The sequence below is a fragment of the Kitasatospora sp. MAA4 genome (genome assembly GCF_029893355.1).
Taxonomy (GTDB): Bacteria; Actinomycetota; Actinomycetes; order Streptomycetales; family Streptomycetaceae; genus Kitasatospora.
In genome coordinates, this window is record NZ_JARZAI010000050.1 from 1 (window position 1) to 19,904 (window position 19,904).

At 73.1% G+C, this 19,904-nt stretch carries 19 protein-coding genes and 3 tRNA genes; 7 read left to right on the plus strand and 15 right to left on the minus strand.

Features of this window, described 5'->3' with window-relative positions; genetic code table 11:
* Window positions 1–123: 123 nt before the first annotated feature.
* Window positions 124–1,035 carry a winged helix-turn-helix domain-containing protein gene (locus tag P3T37_RS36130; protein WP_280728213.1) on the minus strand — a complete coding sequence of 304 codons (912 nt, stop codon included), beginning with the start codon at window positions 1,033–1,035 and terminating at the stop codon, window positions 124–126.
* Between the two features lie 194 nt (window positions 1,036–1,229).
* Window positions 1,230–1,649 carry a hypothetical protein gene (locus P3T37_RS36135; RefSeq protein ID WP_280728214.1) on the minus strand — a complete coding sequence of 140 codons (420 nt, stop codon included), beginning with the start codon at window positions 1,647–1,649 and terminating at the stop codon, window positions 1,230–1,232.
* A gap of 125 nt (window positions 1,650–1,774) precedes the next feature.
* Here P3T37_RS36135 and P3T37_RS36140 point away from each other — a divergent pair, with 125 nt between their 5' ends.
* A complete protein-coding gene (locus P3T37_RS36140) occupies window positions 1,775–2,050 on the plus strand; it encodes an isoamylase early set domain-containing protein (protein WP_280728215.1) in 276 nt (91 codons plus the stop codon).
* 27 nt (window positions 2,051–2,077) lie between these two features.
* Entirely contained in the window at window positions 2,078–2,857 is a 780-nt protein-coding gene (locus P3T37_RS36145) for a VOC family protein (protein WP_280728216.1), read from the plus strand.
* Window positions 2,858–2,926: 69 nt separating this feature from the next.
* Here P3T37_RS36145 and P3T37_RS36150 read toward each other — a convergent pair whose 3' ends face one another.
* The 3 genes from P3T37_RS36150 to ligD all read right to left on the minus strand — a co-directional run bounded on the left by P3T37_RS36150 (window position 2,927) and on the right by ligD (window position 6,033).
* Window positions 2,927–3,664, minus strand: a complete 738-nt coding sequence (locus tag P3T37_RS36150; RefSeq protein WP_280728217.1) for a hypothetical protein — start codon at window positions 3,662–3,664, stop codon at window positions 2,927–2,929.
* Between the two features lie 153 nt (window positions 3,665–3,817).
* Entirely contained in the window at window positions 3,818–4,606 is a 789-nt protein-coding gene (locus tag P3T37_RS36155; protein WP_280728218.1) for a hypothetical protein, read from the minus strand.
* Between the two features lie 446 nt (window positions 4,607–5,052).
* Window positions 5,053–6,033 carry a non-homologous end-joining DNA ligase gene (gene ligD / locus P3T37_RS36160; protein ID WP_280728219.1) on the minus strand — a complete coding sequence of 327 codons (981 nt, stop codon included), beginning with the start codon at window positions 6,031–6,033 and terminating at the stop codon, window positions 5,053–5,055.
* 141 nt (window positions 6,034–6,174) lie between these two features.
* Between ligD and P3T37_RS36165 the strand changes: the two genes are divergently transcribed.
* Complete coding sequence (locus P3T37_RS36165) at window positions 6,175–7,944, plus strand: amidohydrolase (RefSeq protein ID WP_280728220.1); 1,770 nt, start codon at window positions 6,175–6,177, stop codon at window positions 7,942–7,944.
* Window positions 7,945–8,231: 287 nt separating this feature from the next.
* Complete coding sequence (locus P3T37_RS36170) at window positions 8,232–9,242, plus strand: hypothetical protein (RefSeq protein ID WP_280728221.1); 1,011 nt, start codon at window positions 8,232–8,234, stop codon at window positions 9,240–9,242.
* A 152-nt stretch (window positions 9,243–9,394) separates the two neighbouring features.
* On the opposite strand, the gene P3T37_RS36175 is transcribed toward P3T37_RS36170, so the two are convergent.
* A tRNA-Gln gene (locus P3T37_RS36175) sits at window positions 9,395–9,483 on the minus strand.
* Window positions 9,484–9,634: 151 nt separating this feature from the next.
* Here P3T37_RS36175 and P3T37_RS36180 point away from each other — a divergent pair.
* Window positions 9,635–10,120: a GNAT family N-acetyltransferase gene (locus P3T37_RS36180; RefSeq protein WP_348533317.1), complete on the plus strand. Its 486-nt coding sequence runs from the start codon at window positions 9,635–9,637 to the stop codon at window positions 10,118–10,120.
* A gap of 7 nt (window positions 10,121–10,127) precedes the next feature.
* Here P3T37_RS36180 and P3T37_RS36185 read toward each other — a convergent pair.
* From P3T37_RS36185 to P3T37_RS36215, 7 genes are all read right to left on the minus strand, one after another.
* Window positions 10,128–10,216: transfer RNA gene (locus tag P3T37_RS36185), tRNA-Gln, on the minus strand.
* A 181-nt stretch (window positions 10,217–10,397) separates the two neighbouring features.
* Window positions 10,398–11,129: an alpha/beta hydrolase gene (locus P3T37_RS36190; protein WP_280728222.1), complete on the minus strand. Its 732-nt coding sequence runs from the start codon at window positions 11,127–11,129 to the stop codon at window positions 10,398–10,400.
* Between the two features lie 201 nt (window positions 11,130–11,330).
* Window positions 11,331–11,419 (minus strand) — tRNA-Gln (locus P3T37_RS36195).
* Between the two features lie 114 nt (window positions 11,420–11,533).
* A complete protein-coding gene (locus P3T37_RS36200) occupies window positions 11,534–12,394 on the minus strand; it encodes an MOSC N-terminal beta barrel domain-containing protein (protein WP_280728223.1) in 861 nt (286 codons plus the stop codon).
* 37 nt (window positions 12,395–12,431) lie between these two features.
* Window positions 12,432–12,932, minus strand: a complete 501-nt coding sequence (locus P3T37_RS36205; RefSeq protein ID WP_280728224.1) for a methylated-DNA--[protein]-cysteine S-methyltransferase — start codon at window positions 12,930–12,932, stop codon at window positions 12,432–12,434.
* Window positions 12,929–13,303, minus strand: coding sequence for a recombinase family protein (locus tag P3T37_RS36210; RefSeq protein ID WP_280728225.1), 375 nt, complete (start codon window positions 13,301–13,303; stop codon window positions 12,929–12,931). The genes P3T37_RS36205 and P3T37_RS36210 overlap by 4 nt, the downstream gene beginning before the upstream one ends.
* Window positions 13,304–13,394: 91 nt before the next feature.
* The gene (locus tag P3T37_RS36215) at window positions 13,395–14,633 is read right to left on the minus strand and encodes a M23 family metallopeptidase (RefSeq protein ID WP_280728226.1); all 1,239 of its coding nucleotides are present in this window, start codon (window positions 14,631–14,633) and stop codon (window positions 13,395–13,397) included.
* A 266-nt stretch (window positions 14,634–14,899) separates the two neighbouring features.
* On the opposite strand from P3T37_RS36215, the gene P3T37_RS36220 reads away from it, so the two are divergent.
* On the plus strand, window positions 14,900–15,649 hold the full coding sequence (locus P3T37_RS36220) for an alpha/beta fold hydrolase (RefSeq protein WP_280728227.1): 750 nt from the start codon (window positions 14,900–14,902) through the stop codon (window positions 15,647–15,649).
* A gap of 4 nt (window positions 15,650–15,653) precedes the next feature.
* Here P3T37_RS36220 and P3T37_RS36225 read toward each other — a convergent pair whose 3' ends face one another.
* Window positions 15,654–18,113: a hypothetical protein gene (locus tag P3T37_RS36225; protein WP_280728228.1), complete on the minus strand. Its 2,460-nt coding sequence runs from the start codon at window positions 18,111–18,113 to the stop codon at window positions 15,654–15,656.
* Between the two features lie 153 nt (window positions 18,114–18,266).
* Here P3T37_RS36225 and P3T37_RS36230 point away from each other — a divergent pair, with 153 nt between their 5' ends.
* Window positions 18,267–19,310, plus strand: a complete 1,044-nt coding sequence (locus P3T37_RS36230; protein ID WP_280728229.1) for a DUF6528 family protein — start codon at window positions 18,267–18,269, stop codon at window positions 19,308–19,310.
* Here P3T37_RS36230 and P3T37_RS36235 read toward each other — a convergent pair.
* Entirely contained in the window at window positions 19,255–19,854 is a 600-nt protein-coding gene (locus tag P3T37_RS36235; RefSeq protein WP_280728230.1) for a GNAT family N-acetyltransferase, read from the minus strand. The genes P3T37_RS36230 and P3T37_RS36235 overlap by 56 nt on opposite strands.
* Between the last annotated feature and the right edge of the window lie 50 nt (window positions 19,855–19,904).

Sequence of the window (19,904 nt, forward strand, 5' to 3'; positions counted from 1 at the left end):
GGGGGGGGGTGGGGGGGGGGCCCTCGCGGGGGCGCCCCCCGGGGGGGGGCCCCCCCCCGGGGGGGGGGGGGGGTGGGGGGGGGGGGGGGGGGGGGGGGGCCCCCCCCCCCCCCCCCCGGCTCGCTAGGAGAGCTTCTGGTACAGGACGCTGCGCGAGTGGCGGGTGCGTTGCAGAAGTCCGGCGCGGTGCAGGATCTGCAGGTGGTAGGAGACGGTCGCCGAACTCAGATGCAGGCGTCGGGCGAGTTCGGCGGTACTGCGGGGCTGGGCGAGTTCGGCGAGCAGGTGCGCCCGGGTGGGGCCGATCAGCTCGTCGCTCAGGGGGCCCGACGCGCGCGAGGACGGGACCGCGGGGTAGACGATCAGCGGGGTGCGCGGGGCCGGGGTCCCGTCGGGCTCGCCGGCGCAGAAGATCGCCTTCGAGAAGAAGACGCTGGGCACCAGCACCATGGCGTCGGCCTCGACGCTCATCTCGTGCGAACTGGCCGTCATCTCCAGGCCGCCCTCGCGCCACAGCAGGTCCGGAGCCAGTCGCTCCAGCGCGGACGTCAGCCCCTCGCGCGCGATCACGCCGGACCTGAACGTGACGTCGTCCTCCAGCCGCGCCCGGATGTCGGGCCAGTCGGCGGCGAGGACGAGTCGCCAGAACTGCTCCAGCTCGTCGGCGATGCGCTGCGCGAGGTGGTCCTCGCCGCGTTCCAGCGCCGCCAGGAGCAGCCGCGGCGGCCGGTCGGCGTCATCCTGCCCCCACGAGTGGCCACCCAGCGCCGCACCCAGCTCGAAGCGGATCCGGTCCGGGGCCGTGCCGGCGACCTGGTGCAGGTCGGTGTCCAGGCCGGGTTGGAAGGTGGCCGGCTCGGGTCGGGGGAAGTCGGGTGCGTACCCGTGCGGTCCTCCGCCGCAGACCACCGCCAGCAGCCCCAACCGCCGGTCGCGCAGAGCATCCAGGGCGCGGGCCCGCCACCGTGCGTCCAGGTTCTCGGGGTAGCGGCCCAGCTGGAAGAGCAGGTCCTGGGCAGCGTTCAGCGGACTCATCGCGAATCTGGTGCGGCCCAGTCCCTGCGCACCCAGCTCAACCCGGATCATCCAAACCCACTTAACCTTCAGCGATTGCGTTCGAACCTGATCGAATCATTCGACCGCCGGTCCCGTCTGCGGTTCGCTGGTTTCAAGCGGGTTCGAGCGCCGCGACGCCGACCCCACAGGGGAGGGCCGGCGTCGCGGCGCCGTTACTCGGACTTCAGCAGCGCGCTGGCGCGCAGCGCGGCGAGCAGCGGCAGCACCTTGTCCTCGTCGGCGCCCTCGGTGAAGTTGACGATGGCGTCCAGCACGGCGCGGGCGACGTCGCCGGCCGCCTCGTCGGGGGCGGTGGCGGCCCAGCTGGTCAGCGTCCGCCCGATCGAGGTGCAGACCCGGGCGGTGACGTCCACCCGCAGGCGCTCGTCCAGCTCGTCCGGGTCCGTCAGGCCGTCGGCACGGTAGGCGAGGGTGAGCAGCGCCTGGAGGGTGGTGTCACCGTAGTCGGCGACCAGGACCGGCAGCGACACCTCGTCCGGGCCGCGCTGGGCCAGCGCCGCGAGCGCCGTGTCGTCGTGCTTCCAGGCCGCTTCCAGTGCCGCCAGGGCGCGCAGGACCTCGTCCGGTGTCATCCGGTCACCGTACCGCGCTCCCGACCCGGGAATCCGCCGAACGGACGACGTGCGGCTGCACATGGCGTACGGCGGCGCGAGGATCGAGGACACGGTCCCCTGCGCACTGAAGGAGTTGACGATCGATGTTGGAGCGCGTGCGACACCCGGACACCACCCAGGTCACCTTCGTCCTGCCCGCCGACCACCCGTGCGGCGAGGTCAGCGTCGTCGGCGACTTCAACGGCTGGCAGCCCGGCTCCCATCCGCTGAGCACGCGCCGCAACGGCACCCGGTCCGTCACCGTCGCCCTGCCGGCCGACGAGCGGGTCTGCTTCCGCTACCTCGCCCACGGCGACTACTGGTTCGACGACGAGGGCGCCGACGGCCATGACGGCACCAACGGCTACCTGCACACCTGATCAGCTCCGAAGGGCGGAACCTCCCCGATGCTCTCCACCGACTTCGTCACCGGCTCACCCAACTGGCTCGACCTCGCCAGCCCCGACACCGCGGCGACGGCCTCCTTCTACACCGCCGTCTTCGGCTGGACCTACCAGTCGGCGGGCCCGGAAGCGGGCGGGTACGGCTTCTTCCAGAAGGACGGCAGGACCGTCGCCGCCCTCGGGCAGCTCACCGAGGAGGGCGCGAGCCCGGCCTGGACGGTGTACTTCCGCACCCCGGACGCGGACGCCACCGCCAAGGCGGTCGAACAGGGCGGCGGCACCGTCCGGGTGCAGCCGTTCGACGTGATGGAGGCCGGGCGAATGGCCTGCCTCACCGACCCGGGCAGCGCGGACTTCGCCGTCTGGCAGCCCGGCGCCTTCCAGGGCCTGGAGGTGGCCTCCGAGCACGACGCGCTCTGCTGGGCCGAGCTGCACGTGGCTGACTCGGCGGCCGCGCTGGCCTTCTACGGCTCGCTGTTCGGCTGGCGGTCGCAGGAGATGTCGATGCCCGGGATGGCCTACACCGTGCTCTCCACCGCCGACGGCGACCTGCAGGACTCCTCGTTCGGCGGTCTCGCGGGGGTGCAGGAGGGCATGCGGCCGGCCTGGATCCCGTACTTCGACGCGGCGGACGCCGACGCCGTGACGGCCAGGGTGCAGCAGGCCGGCGGCATCGTCCTGATGCCGGCCGCCGACGTGCCGGAGGTCGGCCGGATCGCCTGGCTCGCGGACCCGTTCGGCGCCCCCTTCGCGATCATCACGCCCGCGCCTCAGGCCGCCTGACCTGCGAACGCGTCCGACCCCCGGCGCGGGTGCGACGGGGGTCGGAGGTCTGAACTCGGGGGGTGCGGTCTACCACCAGCCGTGGACGTCGTACCAGGCGCGGCTGGGGCGGTGGGTAGCGGCGTGGGAGTACGTCCAGGAGGACGCGGAGTCGGCGGAGGTGGAGTCCGACCCGGAGGTGGAGTCCGACCCGGAGGTGGTCGGGGACGAGGTCCCGGTCGCCGAGGTCGGGGCGGGCACCGTGGTGGAGATGCCGGCGCCGGTGCCGGTGATGTTGTCGTAGCGGTAGGGGGTGTAGTAGCTGGTGGGCCAGCCGTCCAGGGAGCTCGCGTTGAGGCTGCCCTGGTACACGTTGGTCAGCTCGCTCGGGTTGTTCTCGGCGTAGAAGTTGAAGGTGCCGGCCGACTGGTCGACCCAGTTGCCGAAGAGGATGACGTGCTCGGCGGTGTAGTCGAGCGCGTCGCCGGGGGCGAGCTGGGAGGAGTCGATCTGGGTGGAGACGCTGGGCAGGGTCTGGGTCACCAGGCTGTCGCCGAGGTGCCAGGCCATCGAGACGTAGCCCGAGCAGTCCTCGCGGTAACTGCCGTTACTGTCCGTGTAGTTGGCACCCTGGTTGTACGGTACGCCCTCGCTGACCCAGCTCTGGGCCCGCTGGACGACCTCGTCACGCGAGATGCTGCCGCCGACAGACGAGCTGGAGGTCGTGGGAGTAGCCGCCATCGCGGGGGTCGCGATCAGGACGGAGGCGACGCCGACCCCGAGCAGGCCGGTGAGGCAACGTCGCAGAGCAGGTCCGTGCTGGGACATGGGGGATCTCCAGGTGGTTGGGCAGGGTCGGTCGGGGAGAGGAAGCCGGTCGGGAAGAACCGGTCCGGGACGACCGTCGGGAAGGGACGGGAAGGAACTGGTCGGCGAGTACCAGTCGAACGGGGGCGAGTCCGGAGGACTCGGAGGGGAGAGCTACGCGAGCTGCTGGGCGATGGCGGTCAGGACACCCTGGTCGGCCCGGGTGTCGTAGGCCGCCGCCTGGGTGCCGGCCCATTCGTCGAAGTGGACGACGGCCAGCGAGGCGCCCTGCTGCACGGCGTAGAGGTGGTTGGTCTGCGGGCCGGCGGCGGAGACGCCCTCCACCCCGGTCCACTGCCGCGACCACGCGGTGCCCGCGCCGGTGGCGGCCGTGGTGGCGACCTGCGCGTCCGTCGCGAGGTGCGCCTTGGCCTGAAGAGCCCGGGACTGGACCTGGCAGCTGCCCATCCGGGCCTGCAGATCCCTGTAGGCGCTCTGCGCGGCGGTGGCGCTGGGGAAGGTGAAGACGTCCTGCTCGGCCGGGGTGTGGAAGACGCTGACGTACGCCTGCTGCTGCCAGCTGGCCGCGCCGAGCACGGAGGCGCACTCGTTGAGCTCGATTCCGGTCGTCACGGCCTGCGTTCGGGCTGCGGCGAGCGGCTTCCAGCCCTCGACGCCGCCGTCGGGCAGCTGCGCGGCCGAGAGCTGTGCGGGCGCCGCCGAACCGGGCTGCGCGGCGGCGCTGCTCCCTGCGGCAGTGGGCGCAGGGGTGGCGGGAGTGGCGGGAGTGGCGGCGGAGGTCGTCGCGGCTGCCGCGGAGGGAGCGGTGGCGGACGTGGCGTGCGTGCTGCTGCTACTGCCGCAGCCGCTGGCGGCGACCAGGGCGGCCAGTGCGCCGATGACCGCGATGACGGCGTGGCGAACGGGCCGGACGGTGATGAACGGACGCGTGGAACCAGGCATGGGGTGTCTTCCTAGCAGGGCCGCCGGGCCGTGGGGAGCACACAGCGGAGCAAGGCACGAGGTCCCGGACAGGGACCCGTCGGGTTCGGCGGCCGGCAGACAAGGTGGCCACCGCAGGCACACACCAGGTCGGTCGTGGCCTTCGGTGCGGCGGTCCTCTGGCTGAGGCGCGGCGCCCGGTGCCCCGGATTCTTGCCCGATGGTTCGTACGCTGTCAAGAATTTCTAAGGACCATCAGACGGGTGCCCTTATGTCCGCTTTACTTCTATTTGAGGCTCTTGTCCGTCGGTCCTTGATCGACCTTCCGGACTCTCAATTCAGCCCGCATGAACGGGAACTGACGATCCGCCGGGTCCACCCGGGGCAGCTACCGCCCCACCGGGCCGCACGATCGATCTTGGCCCTTCGGGAGGTCCGCAGGGTGTGACGCCCGCCACGCGTCACACCTATTGCTGCGGTCCGCGCAGGCCGCGCCAGACCGGGTGGCGCAGGCGTCCGGCCTCGGTCCAGTGCAGGTACTCGACCTCCGCCGTCAGGGTGGGCCGGGTCCAGCGCGGCACCTCACCGGCCGCCAGTCCCGTCACCGCGGTGGAGAACGGCGAGGACTCGCACTCCAGCCGGCGCAGCAGCGCCGCGAGGGCGCGGCGCTCCGCCATGGCGAAGCCGGAGCCGACCTTGCCGGCGTAGCGCAGTCCGTCGGCCGTGCGGACCCCGCACAGGACGGCCTTCAGCGCGGTGCCGCCGGCCGGCCCGGCGGCGATCCAGCCACCGATGACGAGGTCGGCGGTGCGCAGGTTCTTGACCTTGATCCAGTCCAGCGAGCGCCGCCCCGGCGTGTAGAGCGAGGCCATCCGCTTGGCGATCAGGCCCTCCAGGTGCTGCTCGCGGGTGAAGGCCAGCGCCGCCGGACCGCTCTCCACCCAGTGCGGCGGCACCCGGACGCCGGTGCCGCCGAGCGCCAGCGCGGAGAGGATCGACCGGCGCTCGACGTAGGGCAGGTGCAGCAGCGGCAGGTCGAGATGGGGGACGTCGAAGGGCAGGTAGGTCGCCGGCGACGCCCGCGCGGCGCGTTCGATCGCCCCGGCCTGGACCAGGTGCAGCCGCTGCTGCAACAGCGCGAACGAGGGCTGCCCCTCCTTGTCGAAGCAGACGATCTCGCCGTCGAGGGCCAGCGCGCGGGCGGGCAGCCGGTTCTGCAGCGCCTCGGTGATCTCGGGGAAGGCGGCGGTGAAGTCCGTCCCGTGCCGGCCGACCAGCAGCACGTCGCCGCGCGCTCCGGCCAGCGCACCGGCCCGTACGCCGTCCCACTTCACCTCGAACGCCCAGCCCGGACCCGACGGGAGCGCCCCGGGGGTCGCCAGCATCGGCGCCACGGGCTCCGGGCGCGCGGCGAGCGGTGACGGCTGCTGCGTGCGGTGACGGACCATGGTCGGCCTCCTCCTCACCGGACGGGCCCCGTTGTTCCACGATCCCATGACGCCCTCCCCGCGCCCTGTTCGAGTTTCGGACTCCGATCACCTGGGGTAGTTGCTGCGCGACACCACGCATCCATCCTTGGGGGAACCCGCATGAGTGCTCAGCCGGAGCCGTACTCCGAGGCCGACGTCGTCTTCCACGGCGGCGAGATCGTGACGGTGGCCGCCGGCGCGGTCGAGTCCGTACCCGGTCCCGAGGCGGTGGCGGTCAAGGACGGCCTCATCGTCTTCGTCGGCGGCCACCAGGAGGCCCTCGACCGCTGGCACGGCCCGCACACGCAGCTGCGCGACCTGGGGGGCCGCGCACTGCTCCCGGGCTTCATCGACGCCCACGGCCACCTCGGCGGCATCGGCCTACAGGCCACCATCGCCAACCTGCTGGCCGCGCCGGACGGCGACGTCACCGACATCCCCTCCCTCCAGCAGAAGCTGCGCGCCTGGGCCGAGACCCCGGTCGGCGCAGCCTCGCGGTGGATCGTCGGCTTCGGCTACGACGACGCGATGCTCACCGAGGGCCGCCACCCCGACCGCGACGATCTGGACGAGGTCTCCGACACCCGCCCGGTGCTCGCCATCCACCAGTCCTTCCACCTGGGCGCGGTGAACAGCGTCGGCCTGCGGGAGCTGGGCTACGACGCGAACCGCAAGAACCCCGACGGCGGCGTCATCCGCCGCCGCCGCGACGTCGAGGCCGAGCCGTACGGCGAGCCCGACGGCGTCCTGGAGGAGACCGCCTTCACCCCGGCCTCCGACACGGCGACGGTGGGCCTGCCGGAGGAGGCCCTGCTCGGCCTGTTCAGCAAGGGCGCGACCTCGGCGGCGAGCTTCGGCTTCACCACCGTCCAGGAGGGCGGCACCAGCCCGGCCAACCTCCAGGCGCTGCGCGACGCCGCCGCCGCGGTGCCGTTCAAGATCGACGTGGTCGCCTACGTCCGGGCCGACAAGGCGATGGAGTGGCGCGGGAAGGACGTGGTCAGGGCGAGCCAGGAGTACGAGAACGGCGTGCGGGCCGCGGGGGTGAAGATGTACCTCGACGGATCCCCGCAGGGCCGGACCGCCTGGCTCACCGAGCCGTACAAGATCCGGCCCGAGGGCACCGACGAGGGCTACCTCGGCTATCCCGCCATCGAGGACGACAAGATCGTCGTCAACCAGGTGGAGACGGCCTTCGCCAAGGGCTGGCAGGTCCTGGCGCACGTGAACGGGGACGCCGCGATCGACCAGTTCGTCCTCGCCGTCGAGGCCGCCACCGGGCGGGTCGCACCGAGCGACCGGCGGACGGTGGCGATCCACGCCCAGACCGCCCGCGAGGACCAGATCGACGACTTCGCCCGGCTCGGCATCATCCCGTCCTTCTTCTCCATGCACACCTACTACTGGGGCGACTGGTACACCAAGACCGTGCTGGGCCCCGAGCGGGCCGCCCTGATCTCCCCGGCGAAGTGGGCCGTCGACCGGAACATGGTCTACACCTCCCACCACGACGCCCCGGTCGCGCTGCCCAACTCGATCGCCATCCTGTCCAGCCAGGTCACCCGGCGCACCCGCACCGAGGGCGTCGTGCTGGGCCCCGAGCAGTGCGTGTCGGCCCTGGACGCGGTCAGGTCCATCACCATCAACGCCGCCCACCAGTACTTCGAGCAGGACAGCAAGGGCAGCATCGAGGTCGGCAAACTCGCCGATCTGGTGGTCCTCAGCGAGAACCCGCTCACCGTCCACCCCGACGCGATCAAGGACATCACGGTGGTCGAGACCTTCAAGCGGGGCACCCGCATCCATCCGGTGATCGGCATCCACGGCGAGGCGCCCGACGACGGCCCCCGCGTGTCGGTGACCGACCACCAGTGGCACTGCAACTGCTGAGCAGTCTCCACGGGGGATCGCCCCGTCGCCCGGATGGCTGCTGCCGCTGCGGGCAGCAGCCCCGGTGCGCAGAATCGTAGAAGGCGTGAGTCCGCCGCCCGGTCGTCATCCGGAGTAGCGGACAGCGTCGGCCGCTGTCCGGCTGGAAGCCGAGCGACCTGCGATCGTGCACACTTCGAGGAGTTCTGATGGCCCGCGCAATATCCGATGATCTTCCAGTCCGGTCCTTAGCCGGAGCGGGCACAGAGTCCCCCGAGGCTCCTGGAGCCCCTGAGGCCGCAGGACCCGTGTGGGCGGCGGCCGTCCGGGAGTCGCTCCTGGCGGACCAGCCCGCCGAGCAGAGCGCGGCAGCCCTCCTGAACACCGTGGCCGTGCAGCGACCGGCCGCAGAGCTGGCCCAACTGCTCCTCGTCCTGCGCACCAGCGGACGGAGCCCGCACGCGCTGGCGCTCCTCCAGGCCGCGGCGCTCGCCCGCCCGGTGGAGGAGGTCGTCCAGCTCTTCCGCTCCCTGCACACCCACCACCCCCACGCGACGACCACCGCACAGGAGCGCCGCGACACCATCGCCGCCCTGCAGGGCGCGTCCCGCATCCGACCGATCGCCGAAGTAGCCCAGCTGGTACTGGAGTTCCAGGACAGCGGTCAGAGCGCCCTCGCGGACGAGGTGCTGCACGCCGCGGCGCTGGGACGCTCGGTCGAGGACGTCGCCCAGCTGATCCCCCTGCTGGACGAGCAGCGGCACGCACCCCCGGTCGCGCCGCCCGTACCGGAGTACTTCCCCGCGCTGTCCGACCCCGATCCCGAACCCGGCTTCGTACCTGCACCCGAGCCCGAGCCCGAGTCGACCGGTCGGCAGCAGCCGCGCCCGCGGGCCGGTGCGAAGGCCCCGCGGACGCCGTGGCGCGTCTCGGCGGTCGGCGCGCTGATCCTGGCGGCGGCAGCGCAGTTGCTCGCCCACCTGCCGCAACTGATCCGCTGGCCCTGGCACTTCGGCGCGCTCTGCGCCGTCGCGGTGCTCTGCGCGGCGGGCGCCGCTCTGCTGGCACGGCGCGACACGCCCACCGCCTGGACCCTCGCGGCACTCGGCGCCGTCGCCGCGGCGTTCCCCGGCGGGCAGTTGGCCCTGACCGGCAGCGTCCCCGCCGTCCTGAGCCCCTTCAACAACTCCGAGGGCAACAACCTCTTCGCCGTCGCCAACGCCGTGACCCTGCTGGCCACCGGCACCCTGCTGATCCTGGCCCTCCTCACCACCCTGCACCGCCTCCGCGCCGGCCAGGCGCGGGCGGTCCGCCGGTAGTCGCCCGCACGGCCGCCGGGCCACCCAGCCCGGCGCCCGCGCGCGTGATCACGCGGGGTGGACGCGTCCGCCCGGCTCTGCCATCCCACTATGCCGCGCGCAGCAGCTAGCCCGACAACCACCCCCGCGGACGCCGGCGCCTTCACTCGATGCGGAGAAGGCAGGATTCGAACCTGCGTGGGCTTGCACCCGACCGGAACCAAAGCCCCGGCCCCCGATAAACCACTCCGGGCACCTCTCCTCGCTCGGCGAAGCCCCGGTCCCGCGGGCCCCTCCTCACACCCACAACTATCCACCACCCCACTGAGACCGCACTGACATCGCCCTGACACGGCCGAGCGGAGCAGGAAAAGAGCTGGTCAGCTGCCCAGCGGGCCAGGTAGGTTCGCGCGGTGACCCATGCTGACACCGTAGAGCTACGACTCGCGACCCCGGCCGACGCCGCCGCCATCGCCCTCATCCACATGAGTTCGCGAGCCGCGACCATGCCGTTCCTGCCCCCGCAGAAGCGCAACCACGAGCAGGTGACCCGTTGGGCCGCGGAGGTCCTGCTGACGGAGTGCCGGACCTGGGTCGCGGTGCGCGGCACGGAGGTCCTCGGCTACGCGGGCCTTGAGGGTGACGTACTCGAATACCTCTATCTGCTCCCGGACGTCCGCCGCCAGGGCGTCGGCACACTGCTCCTCGACGAGGTCAAGCGCAACAGCCCCGACGGCCTGCGCCTCCAGGTGTTCGAGCAGAACACCGAGGCCCGCGCGTTCTACCAGCGCCACGGCTTCACCGTCCTCGCCACCGACGACGGCAGCGGCAACATGGAGAACCTGCCCGACCTGACGCTGGGATGGGCACCGGCGCAGGCGACGACTTCTGGACGATAACTACGGGCGGAGAAGGCAGGATTCGAACCTGCGTGGGCTTGCACCCGACCGGAACCAAAGCCCCGACCCCCGATAAACCACTCCGGGCACCTCTCCTCGCTCGGCGAAGCCCCGGTCCTGCGGGCCCCTCCTCACACCCACAACTATCCACCACCCCACTGAGACCGCACTGACATCGCCCTGACACGCGGTAGCGCCGCGATCGGGGCGATCAGCGGCCGCCAGGCCGACAGCGTCTACCGTGTGCTGCCGGCCTGGCGGTGGGGGTGGTCGGCGGCTAGCTCAGATGCCGGGTGAAGAACTGGGCTGCGGTCTCTCCAGCGAACTGCGGGACGCCGGTGTGCCCGCCCATGTTGGCGTGCAGGGACTTCTCCTTGGAGCCGAAGGCGTCGAAGAGGTCCAGGGCTGCCTGCCGATCATTCCCTTCATCGTCCCACTGCAGCAGGACGTGCAGCGGAATGGTGATCTGCCGGGCCTCCTCGAACATGGCGCGGGGCACGAAACTTCCGGCGAACAGAACGGCGGCCGAGATGCGCGGCTCGACCAGCGCCAGCCGGATGCCGATGGAGATCACTCCCCCCGAGTACGCGACCGGACCACCGATCTCGGGCAGCGCGAGGAGGGCGTCCAGGGCGGCCTGCCATTCCGGGACCGCCCTTGCGACCAGCGGGAGGACGAGGGCGTCGACGATCTCGTCGCTGACCGGCTCGCCGGCCTCCATCGCCCGGCGCAGGTCGCCGCGGGCCTGCTCGACGGCGGGCCAGCGGGGCCGGTCGCCGCTTCCGGGGAGTTCAATGGTGGCCGTGGCGAAGCCCTCAGCCGCGGACTGCCGGGCCCGGGTCACCAGTCGGGGGTACATCCTGCGCAGCCCGAGGGGAGGGTGGCCCAGCAGGATCAGCGGTGCCGGTGCGGCGGATTCAGGCGTCCACAGGATGCCGGGGATCTCGCCGAGGGTGAATTCGCGTTCGAGGACGCCGTTGTCGAGGCGCTGCTCAGAAGTGAACTGCATGGTCGTGCCTTTCGGGAGTGCTCAGAAATGGCGCTCCCGGACGACCTATCGCCCGGCCGTGACCCTGGAGGGGAGCACCCATGTCGATACTGCGTTCACGGGTACCACCTCCTCGTTCTCTCGCACGGCTTCCGGCAAGGTATCAGTGGTCGCCGTGGACCGCCAACAGGTTTTGCTGGGCTGCTGGACGGTGACGATGGGCGGAGAAGGCAGGATTCGAACCTGCGTGGGCTTGCACCCGACCGGAACCAAAGCCCCGACCCCCGATAAACCACTCCGGGCACCTCTCCTCGCTCGGCGAGGCCCCGGTCCTGCGGGCCCCTCCTCACACCCACAACTATCCACGCCCCCACTGAGATCGCACTGACACCGCCCTGACACGGCCGACGGGTCCGGTCGCGGGTCTAACCGAGCGCGACCGCGTCGCCGATCCGGAGCTCGCCGGGCTCCAGGACGTCCAGGTAGACACCGACGCAGGACAGCGGGCCCAGGGTGAGCACGGGCACCCTGTGCTCACGGGCGACCGTGCGCATGATGGCCGGGTCGGCGGGCAGGTTGCCGTGGGCCAGGGTGGGGACGACGCAGCGCGGGGTGGGGACGGTGACGCGGAACAGCACCTCGCCGATCCGCAGTGTGCGGCCCAGCCAGGCGTCCTCCGGGAAGCCGCGGTCGGGGAGGTCGGGGAGGTCGGGAACGCCGGGGACGTCGACCACCAGGTTCGGGCGGAACCGGCGTGCGTCGAAGTCGCCGGCGGGGTGGGCCGCTCGGAGCCGGTCCAGGCCCGCCGTGGTGACGAGGTGGACCCTGCCGAAGTCGAAGAACGTACCGTCGGCGACCTGCCCGGCGGTGACGCTCTCACCGGTCTCGTCGACGAACGCCCGTTCGCGCACGACCTCCGGGACGCCGCCGGGGTAGTCCGGCACCGCACGCTCCAGCCGGCCCGGACCGCCGGGGCGGTCGGTCAGCGTGACCCGCCGGTTCAGCAACTCGGCCAGCCGCTTGTCGAGTTCGGCATCACCGGCGATCGAGGCCGAGCCGTCCGGCAGTTCCACCCGCACCGCGCCGTCCGCGCCGAACCGACTGCGGCAGCGCAGCAGCGGTCCCCATTTGCGCGGGTGCTTCGCACTGCCGACCGTGCCCGTCTCGTCGAGCACCGCGAACGCCCGGTCCCCCGACAGCCCTCGCTCGGTGACCGACACGGAGGCCAAGTCCTCGCCGAGCATGGACTTCACCGGATAACGCCGCAACCCCACCACAGTTCCCATCGGGCCAGCATGAGGCCTGCTGCTGACAGGTGAACGCTCAGACGGCTATCCCCTCCAGCGCGAGCAGCTGCCGCTTGGCGTCGGTGCCCCCGGCGTACCCCGTCAGCGACCCGGTCGAGCCGACCACCCGGTGGCAGGGCAGGACCACGCAGAGCGGGTTGGCGCCGAGCCGGGCGCCCACTGCCCGGGCGGCCGTCGGGCGGCCGATCGCCCGCGCCAACTCGCCGTACGTCGCGGTGCGTCCGTAGCCGACCCCGGCGAGCGCCGCCAGCACCTGGCGCCCGAACGCGGTGGCCAGCCGGAGGTCCAGCGGCAGCGCGAACTCCCGTAGCTCGCCCGCCAGATAGCCGTCGATCTGGTGGACGGCCCGGTCGAGCACGGCCTGCGAGGCGACGGTGGACGGTTCGGCCAGCCCGGCGCGCGCCAGCGCCTCCACCCGGGCGGGCGCGAAGGCGCAGTAGACGAGGTGCTGATCGGTGGCGATCAGCTCCATGGTCCCGATCCGGGTCTCGTGGGCGAAGCGGAAGGTGTCGATCATGCCGGCTCTTTCAGCGCCGGGGCCGACCGGAGGCGGTCGGGCAGCTCGACGATCGCGGTCCCGGCCCCCCGCAGGAAACCGGTGACGGCGTCCGCCGTCCGGTCGTCCAGCGAGAAGACCCAGCGGCCGGGAACCAGCAGCGTGCCCAGACGCCCGACCGCGGCCCGGGTGAGCAGCTGCTGGAGCTGGGGGCGCATGGCTCGGGAGGAGACGCCGTTGTCCAGGAAGACCTCCGGGGCGTTCAGGCCGAGCCGGGTCGCGTGCTCCTGCAGCGCGCGCAAATGGGGTGCCATCCGCCAGCTGTCGTACGGGAAGCACCGCAGGTAGAGCGCGGTGCCCGCAGGCGTCCGCACGGCGGGGCTGTCGGCCATCGATGCGTCCTCTGGTCATCTGCGTACGTCCCATAGTGGCGTAGACCACTCCCGGTTGTCCAGGCCGGTACCAGGACGGGTGTCGCGCCGCTCAGAACACCACCACGTTCCGGTCCAGCGGCAGCTCGTCGCGGTGCGGACCGGCGAACGGCGAGTCGTCGACGGGCAGCACGCCGGTGGGCTGCAGGCCGAGGTTGTCGTCCCAGATCCGCGGCGCCACGTGGCCGACCACGTCGAAGGCCCGGAACGTGTACGGGGGGCTGTCGGTGGGGAAGAACTCCGGCGTCGTCATCACCTGGAAGTGCAGGTGCGGCGTGGTCGAGTTGCCGCTGTTGCCGATCAGCGCCAGAACCTGCCCGGGCTCGACGCAGTCCCCCTCGTGCACCTGGATGGTGTCGTGCTCCAGGTGCGCGTAGAGCAGGAACCGTCCCGGTGCGACCTCCAGCGTGATGTGGTTGCCGACGGTGTCCTGGATCGGCGGCACGGTGGGCGGGACGGGCGGCGGGTTGTCCGCGAGACCGTCCTGTACCTCCACCACCCGGGCCCGGGCGGCGGCGGTCACCGGCTGCCGGTAGCTCAGGTAGCTCTCCAGCCTCGCGGGGTCGCCCTCCCAGACCTGGTCGTGGTCGCCGACCTTGAACCAGTCGATGGCGAACCGCTGCGGCACGTCGAACCGCCCGTTGATCGGCGCCAGCCCGCGCCGGTGGTGGGTGTTGCCGCAGCAGCTCTCACTCGCGTACCAGGCCCCCGGCTGCACCGGCGGGTCCAGGGCCAGCGGCGCCCGCGTGGAGAGCGGGACGCGGCTGACCGTCTCCTCGAACGCCGCCGGGCCCGAGGGCGCCAGGACCGCGCCGGTGAGGTGGTGCTCCAGCTCGGTCGGCACGCTCGCCCCGGCATCGAGCACCAGGTCCAGCCAGACCACCCACTGCTCGGACCCCGCCACCACCGTCCCGGCCGCCCGCCCCTGCCGCTTCGGGCCGTCCGTCCCCTCCCCCGGGTTCGGGTCCCCGACCGGGTTGGCGGCCGCGGCCAGCGCGTCCCCGCTCAGCGACCCGATCACCCGCCCGGTGTGCGCGTCCCGCACCTCGACGGTGTCCAGCTGAACCGGGGTCCGGCTGCCGAGCGCGTTCGTCGCGAACAGCTCGTACGAGAGGTGCACCCTGCCGTCGGAGGCGTTGAACGCCGCCGGCTCGGTGACCAGCGACGTCACCAGCGGCGTGAACTGCGTCCCCGGCGGCAGCCCCCGCACCCCCGCCGCCTGCGCGGGCAACGCGGCCGCCGCCAGCACCACCACCCCCACCGCGGCCCTGGCCAGCCCTCGAACCAGCACTCCGCCGCGAGAACGGCGCTCCCGGTGTGCCATCTGTGCCCTGCCCTTCATGTGAGTGCGCCCCGCCCGGGGCGCACTCACATGAAAGGCGACCCCCTCGACCGGACCCGCACACCACCGCGCCCCGCCCCCCGACACCACCCGTCCGGCCGCCCCCGCGGTCCCGGGACGGCGAGTTACCACTGCCGGACTCTGGAACCTGCCCCTGGGGGAGGATCTACGGTCCGTCCAGCACCACGGCAACGCTCCTGGAGAAGAGGTTGATCATGACGACGTTCCTGCTGGTTCCCGGTCTCTGCATGGGTGGTTGGGCCTGGGAGGCGGTGGCCGCCGAGCTGACCGCGCGCGGGCACCGGGCGGTACCGGTGACGCTCCCGGGGCTGGGCGAGGGCGAGAACAAGGAGGGCGAGAACAAGGAGGGCGAGGGCAGAAGCGTCGGGCTCGCCGAGCACACCGCCGCGGTGGTGGCGCTGCTCGACGCGCAGGGGCCGGGGGTGGTGCTGGTGGCGCACAGCTACGGCATCTTCCCCGCGCTCAGCGCCGCCGACCGGCGGCCCGAGCAGGTCGCGCGGGTGGTGTTCGTGGACACCGGCATCCCGGAGGACGGCGAGTCGGTGGTGGACAGCCTGGTGGGCGCGAGCCTGCTGTCCGCGATCGAGGGCGGCGTGATCCCGGTGCCGCGCGAGCCGGCCGGTGTCCCGGCTGCGGAGCTGGCGCGGTACCACCGCCTGGCCGTCCCGCACCCGGCCGCCACCGTCACCGACCCCGTCGAGCTGACCGGCGCCTGGAGGAAGCTGCCCACCACCGGCGTGTTCTGCCTGGAGAACGGTCTCAGCCTGGAGGTGGTCCGAGCCCTGCACGCCACCGGTGACCCCAGGTTCGCCAAGCTCGCCGAGCCCGGGGTCACGTTCTTCGAGATGGCGACCGGCCACTTCCCGATGCTCTCCGCTCCGGTCGAGCTGGCCGACGTCCTGGTCCGCGCGGCGGCCGGCGAGGGCGCGGGCCTGTACGCATAGGCGCTCAGCCCACGATGGCCTCCGCGGTGGCCAGCAGCTCCGGGAGCGAGCCGGTGAAGTCCGGCAGCAGCTGGAGGGCCACCGACCAGGCCTCCGGGTCGTCCCCCAGGTGCTCGCGGACCAGCTGCCTGGCCTCGCGCACCGGCGGCCGCCACCGGGTGACCTCCCGGCGGCGGTGGGCGTCGTGGGCGGCGAGGTACTCCAGCACCGCGGGGGCCGGGAACGCCTCCCGCAGGACGTCGGCGGTGGTCAGCCGGCCGCTGTCCAGGGCCGCTGGCAGCCACTCCAGGCCGGTGGAGTGCGACCACAGCCGCTGCACGCGCAGCGCCGCCAGCATCAGGACGTACGGACAGTCCGGCTGTGCGGCGAGGCCGGCCAGCAGTTCGGGGGCGAGCGGTTCGGCCTCGTGGGCCCGCGTCAGCTCCGGCCAGGGCAGCGCGGTGCCCTCGGCCGCCAGATAGCGGACCTGGTCGGTGACGGTGCTGGCGGCCCGCTTGCGCAGCATCGCCACCACCCGGTCCGGGTCCTCCTCGGCGGTCAGGCGGGCGCGCAGCACGGCCAGCCCGTCGGGCCCGGCCAGCGCCTTCAGTACCGTGCGGCGGGTGCCGCCGCTCAGCGGATGCCGCTCGACGACGCGGCCGGGGAACTCCTGCTCGTCCACGAAGGCCTGGACCTCCTGGGGGCCGTGGCGCTCCCACAGCCGGATCACGGCGCGCAGCCGGCCGGCCTCGGTGTGCAGCTGGCACCGGGTGAGGGTGGCCCGCAGGACCTGCGGGTCCCCGGAGAGGTGGCCGGCGGTCAGCCAGTGGCGGCGGTGGGTGGCCTTGACCTCCACCAGGTCGGCGAGCAGCGCGGGGTGGACCGGCACGGCGGCGCCGCGGCGGCCGCGGCCCGCCAGGATCCGTACCCGCTCCTCCCGGTCGATCGCGCAGTGCCGGTAGAGCTTGGCGTTGACCTCGGGGTCGTCCAGGTCCAGCAGTTCGGCCAACTGCTCGGCGGACAGGCTGCGATGCGAGGCGTGGGCGATCTGCGCCGACCTGCCGTGGACGGCCGTGATCCGCTCGCGCAGGCGCGGCGGGCAGTCGCCGAAGACCAGCAGCTGCTGGACCGTGCGGCCGTCGAGGTACGGGAGCAGGGCCTCCTGGACCTCCGGCTCGGCGTAGCCGAAGAGGATCTGGAAGATCCAGCGGGCGCCCTCCGGCTCGTGGGACGGAAAGGCGGAGCCGAGCGCGCGCGGCCAGGACGGCGTCTTGCGCCCCTTCGGCGCGGCGCAGGCGGCGGCCACCAGGGCCTCGGCCGAGCCCTCGAACTTGTTGACCTGGCGGTAGAGGGATATCCAGGCCGCGGGATCGGCGCCCAGCGGGGCGAGCAGCCGCGCCACCGCCGTACGGGTGGCGTCGTCCGCCGAGGCGACCCGCGGCAGGCACTGCAGCGCGACCTCCGCGGGCCGCACCTCGCGCAGCATCCAGTCGACGGGCAGCCAGTGCGCCTCGATGCCGGCCCGCAGGGCCTGGCGCAGGCGGTAGCCGGGCATGTCGAGCGGGAGGTCCGACTCGACCAGGACGGACGGCGGCAGCGGTCCGGTGCCGCGGGCCATGGTGCCGCCCGGATCGGCGTGGAAGCCCTCCACCGCGAGCTCCGGCGGGCAGTCGGGGAACCGGTTGAACGCCATGATCTCGTCGGGCGAGAAGGGCCGGCGGCGGTGCTCGGTCCACACCTGATCCCAGTCCGGCCGGACGGTGAGGTCCGGCGCACGGCCCGTGCGGTTGCGGACGGCGCAGATCACCTGGTCCGTCACCGACAGCTCGGCGGACAGCAGGGCGGCCGGATCCGGCGCGGCCAGCGCGCGGCGCAGCAGCGCGGCGAGCCCGGGGTGCCCCAACTCCTGCCACTCCTCGATCAGATCGGCCAGCGCCGCGAGCTCCAGGCGACCGCCGTGGTCGAACACGGCCCGGCAGGACGCCCGCACCATCGCCGGCGGCAGCGCCTCGCCGTGCACGCGCAGGGCGAGGGTGACCAGCTCGGGGAAGGGCGCCCGCAGCGCCGGCGCCAGACTGTTGCGACCGCTCGGGTCGAACAGCTGCGGGACCAGCCCGCCCGGTGCGCGCCACGCCGGATCGCTCGGATCGGCGGCGGTCAGCACGGCGGCGCGGACCTCGTGCGAACAGTCCGCCCACCGGCTGGCCTTGTACAGCGCCCGCCCCACCTCGGGGTCGCCCAGCCGGGCCAGCCTCAGGTGCGCGGCGCGCATGCCGGGCGCGCCGTAGTACGCGTTCGCCAGCGCGATCTGCAACCCGCGGTCGCCGGAGGCGATCACCGCGTCCGTCAGCCGGCGCGGCACGACCTGCCCGTGCTCCAGCAGCTCGGCCGTCCCGGCGCGCAGCCGCTCCAGCAGCGCGCCGGTCGTCGACGGCTCCGCCAGCCGGTACGCGGCCGCGATCGCGGTGTGCTCGACGTCTCCCACCTGTGTTCTCCTCACATCCCTTGACCTGCAAGGAAACTAGCGCCCGGGTACGACAACCGGCGGAGCGGGGGCCCAGGTCCGGACGGAGGACGCCTGGAGCGCGCGGGCGGTGTGTCGGGGCGTGGCGCGCGAATCGGCCGGGATCCTGGCGGGGTGCTGATCCGATCCCGCCGCGCGGTGCTGGGACTCACCGCCGCCGTGCTGAGCGCCGGCGCCGCGCCCGCCGCCGCAGTGCCGACGCTGAGCCTGCTGCTGGCCGCCGATCAGGCGAGTGGCCGGGTGCTGCTGCTGGATCCCGGCGACCCGTCCTGGCTGGCGAACGGCGGCGCCGCGCAGTGGCGTTCGGCCGAGCGGGCGGCGCTGTGGTCCTGGTCGGCGCTCGACGACGACGGCCTGGGCCCGCTGGACCCCCAGTTCAGCTGGCAGCTGGTCAGCGAGGCCAAGTACCGGATCCAGCAGGGCCGGCAGTGGGTGCTCACCTGCGCCTCGGAGGGGCTGGCGGCGGTGCTGCGCTACCCGGCGGGCGGCGTCTGCTGGGCCACCGCGGCCGACGGGAACGTGCACACCATCGAGCTCCTGCCGGACGGCAACGTCGCGATCGCCGCCAGCGAGGCCGGGTACGTCCGCCTCTACGCCGCCTCCCAGGGGCCGCGGGCGTCCCGGCACGTCCAGCTCGACCTGCCCGGGGCGCACGGCCTGCACTGGGACGCCGTGCACCGGGTGCTGTGGGCGCTGGGCAGCGAGCGGCTGCTCGCACTTGCCGTCGGCGGCACCCCGGCCGATCCGCGCCTCACTCCCCTGCGGGACGTGCGGCTGCCGGACCCCGGCGGCCACGACCTCGCCCCGGTGGCGCAGGACCACGACCGGCTGTGGGTGGCGACCGGACGCCGGGTGTTCCAGTACTCCGTCGGTGAGGGTGCCTTCGTCGGCTACCCCGGTGCCCGCAGCATCGACCGTCCGGGCGTCAAGAGCGTCGGCGACGACCCGGTCACCGGCCAGGTCCTGACGGTGACCCCGAGCACCGCCAACCCGTGTCCCTGGTGCACCTCCACCGTCGAGTTCCACCGGCCCGACGGCAGCCGGCGGATCGAGGGGACCGGCCTGTACAAGGCGCGGTGGACGCCCAGACCTGTCGGTGGTGTCAGGAGCGCGCCGGACGCCACATGGTCCGCACCACGTGACCGGACGGCACGGTGACCGTGCCGTGCGGGACGAAGCCGACGGAGGCGTAGCGCGCGTCGTTCGCGGGGTTGCAGGACTCCAGGTAGGCGGGCGCACCGATCGCGTCGATGCGCGCCAGGCTCTCGCGCAGCAGGCCCATCCCGAGGCCGCGGCCGCGGTGGTCGCGGTGGGTGGCGAGCAGGCTCAGGAAGAAGTGCGGCTCGCTCGGGTAGTGCTCCTCCAGCCGCTCCAGGATCTCCACGATCCCGGCGGCGGTGCTCCGGCCCGCGATCTCGACCAGGCGGTCCTCGAAGCCCGCCGCCTCCTCGGGCGTCAACTCGACGCCGCCCGGTGGCAGCCAGATCGCGGCGGACTCGACGTGCTCCGTCACCAGCATCCACGGGTAGCGCAGCGCGGAGGTGGCGAACAGCCGCCACATCGCCCCCGCCTGCTCCGCGCGCCGCTCGACGTCGGGGAACGCCGGTCCCCAGAGCGGGTCGTCGAAGAACGCGGTGGTCATGGCGGCGACGATCGCGTCTACGTCCGCGGGGGTCGCCACCCGCACAGGAGGATTGATCACCTGGTCAGAGTAGCCCGGCGCGGTGGAACGGCGGCTGCCCGTCCCACCGC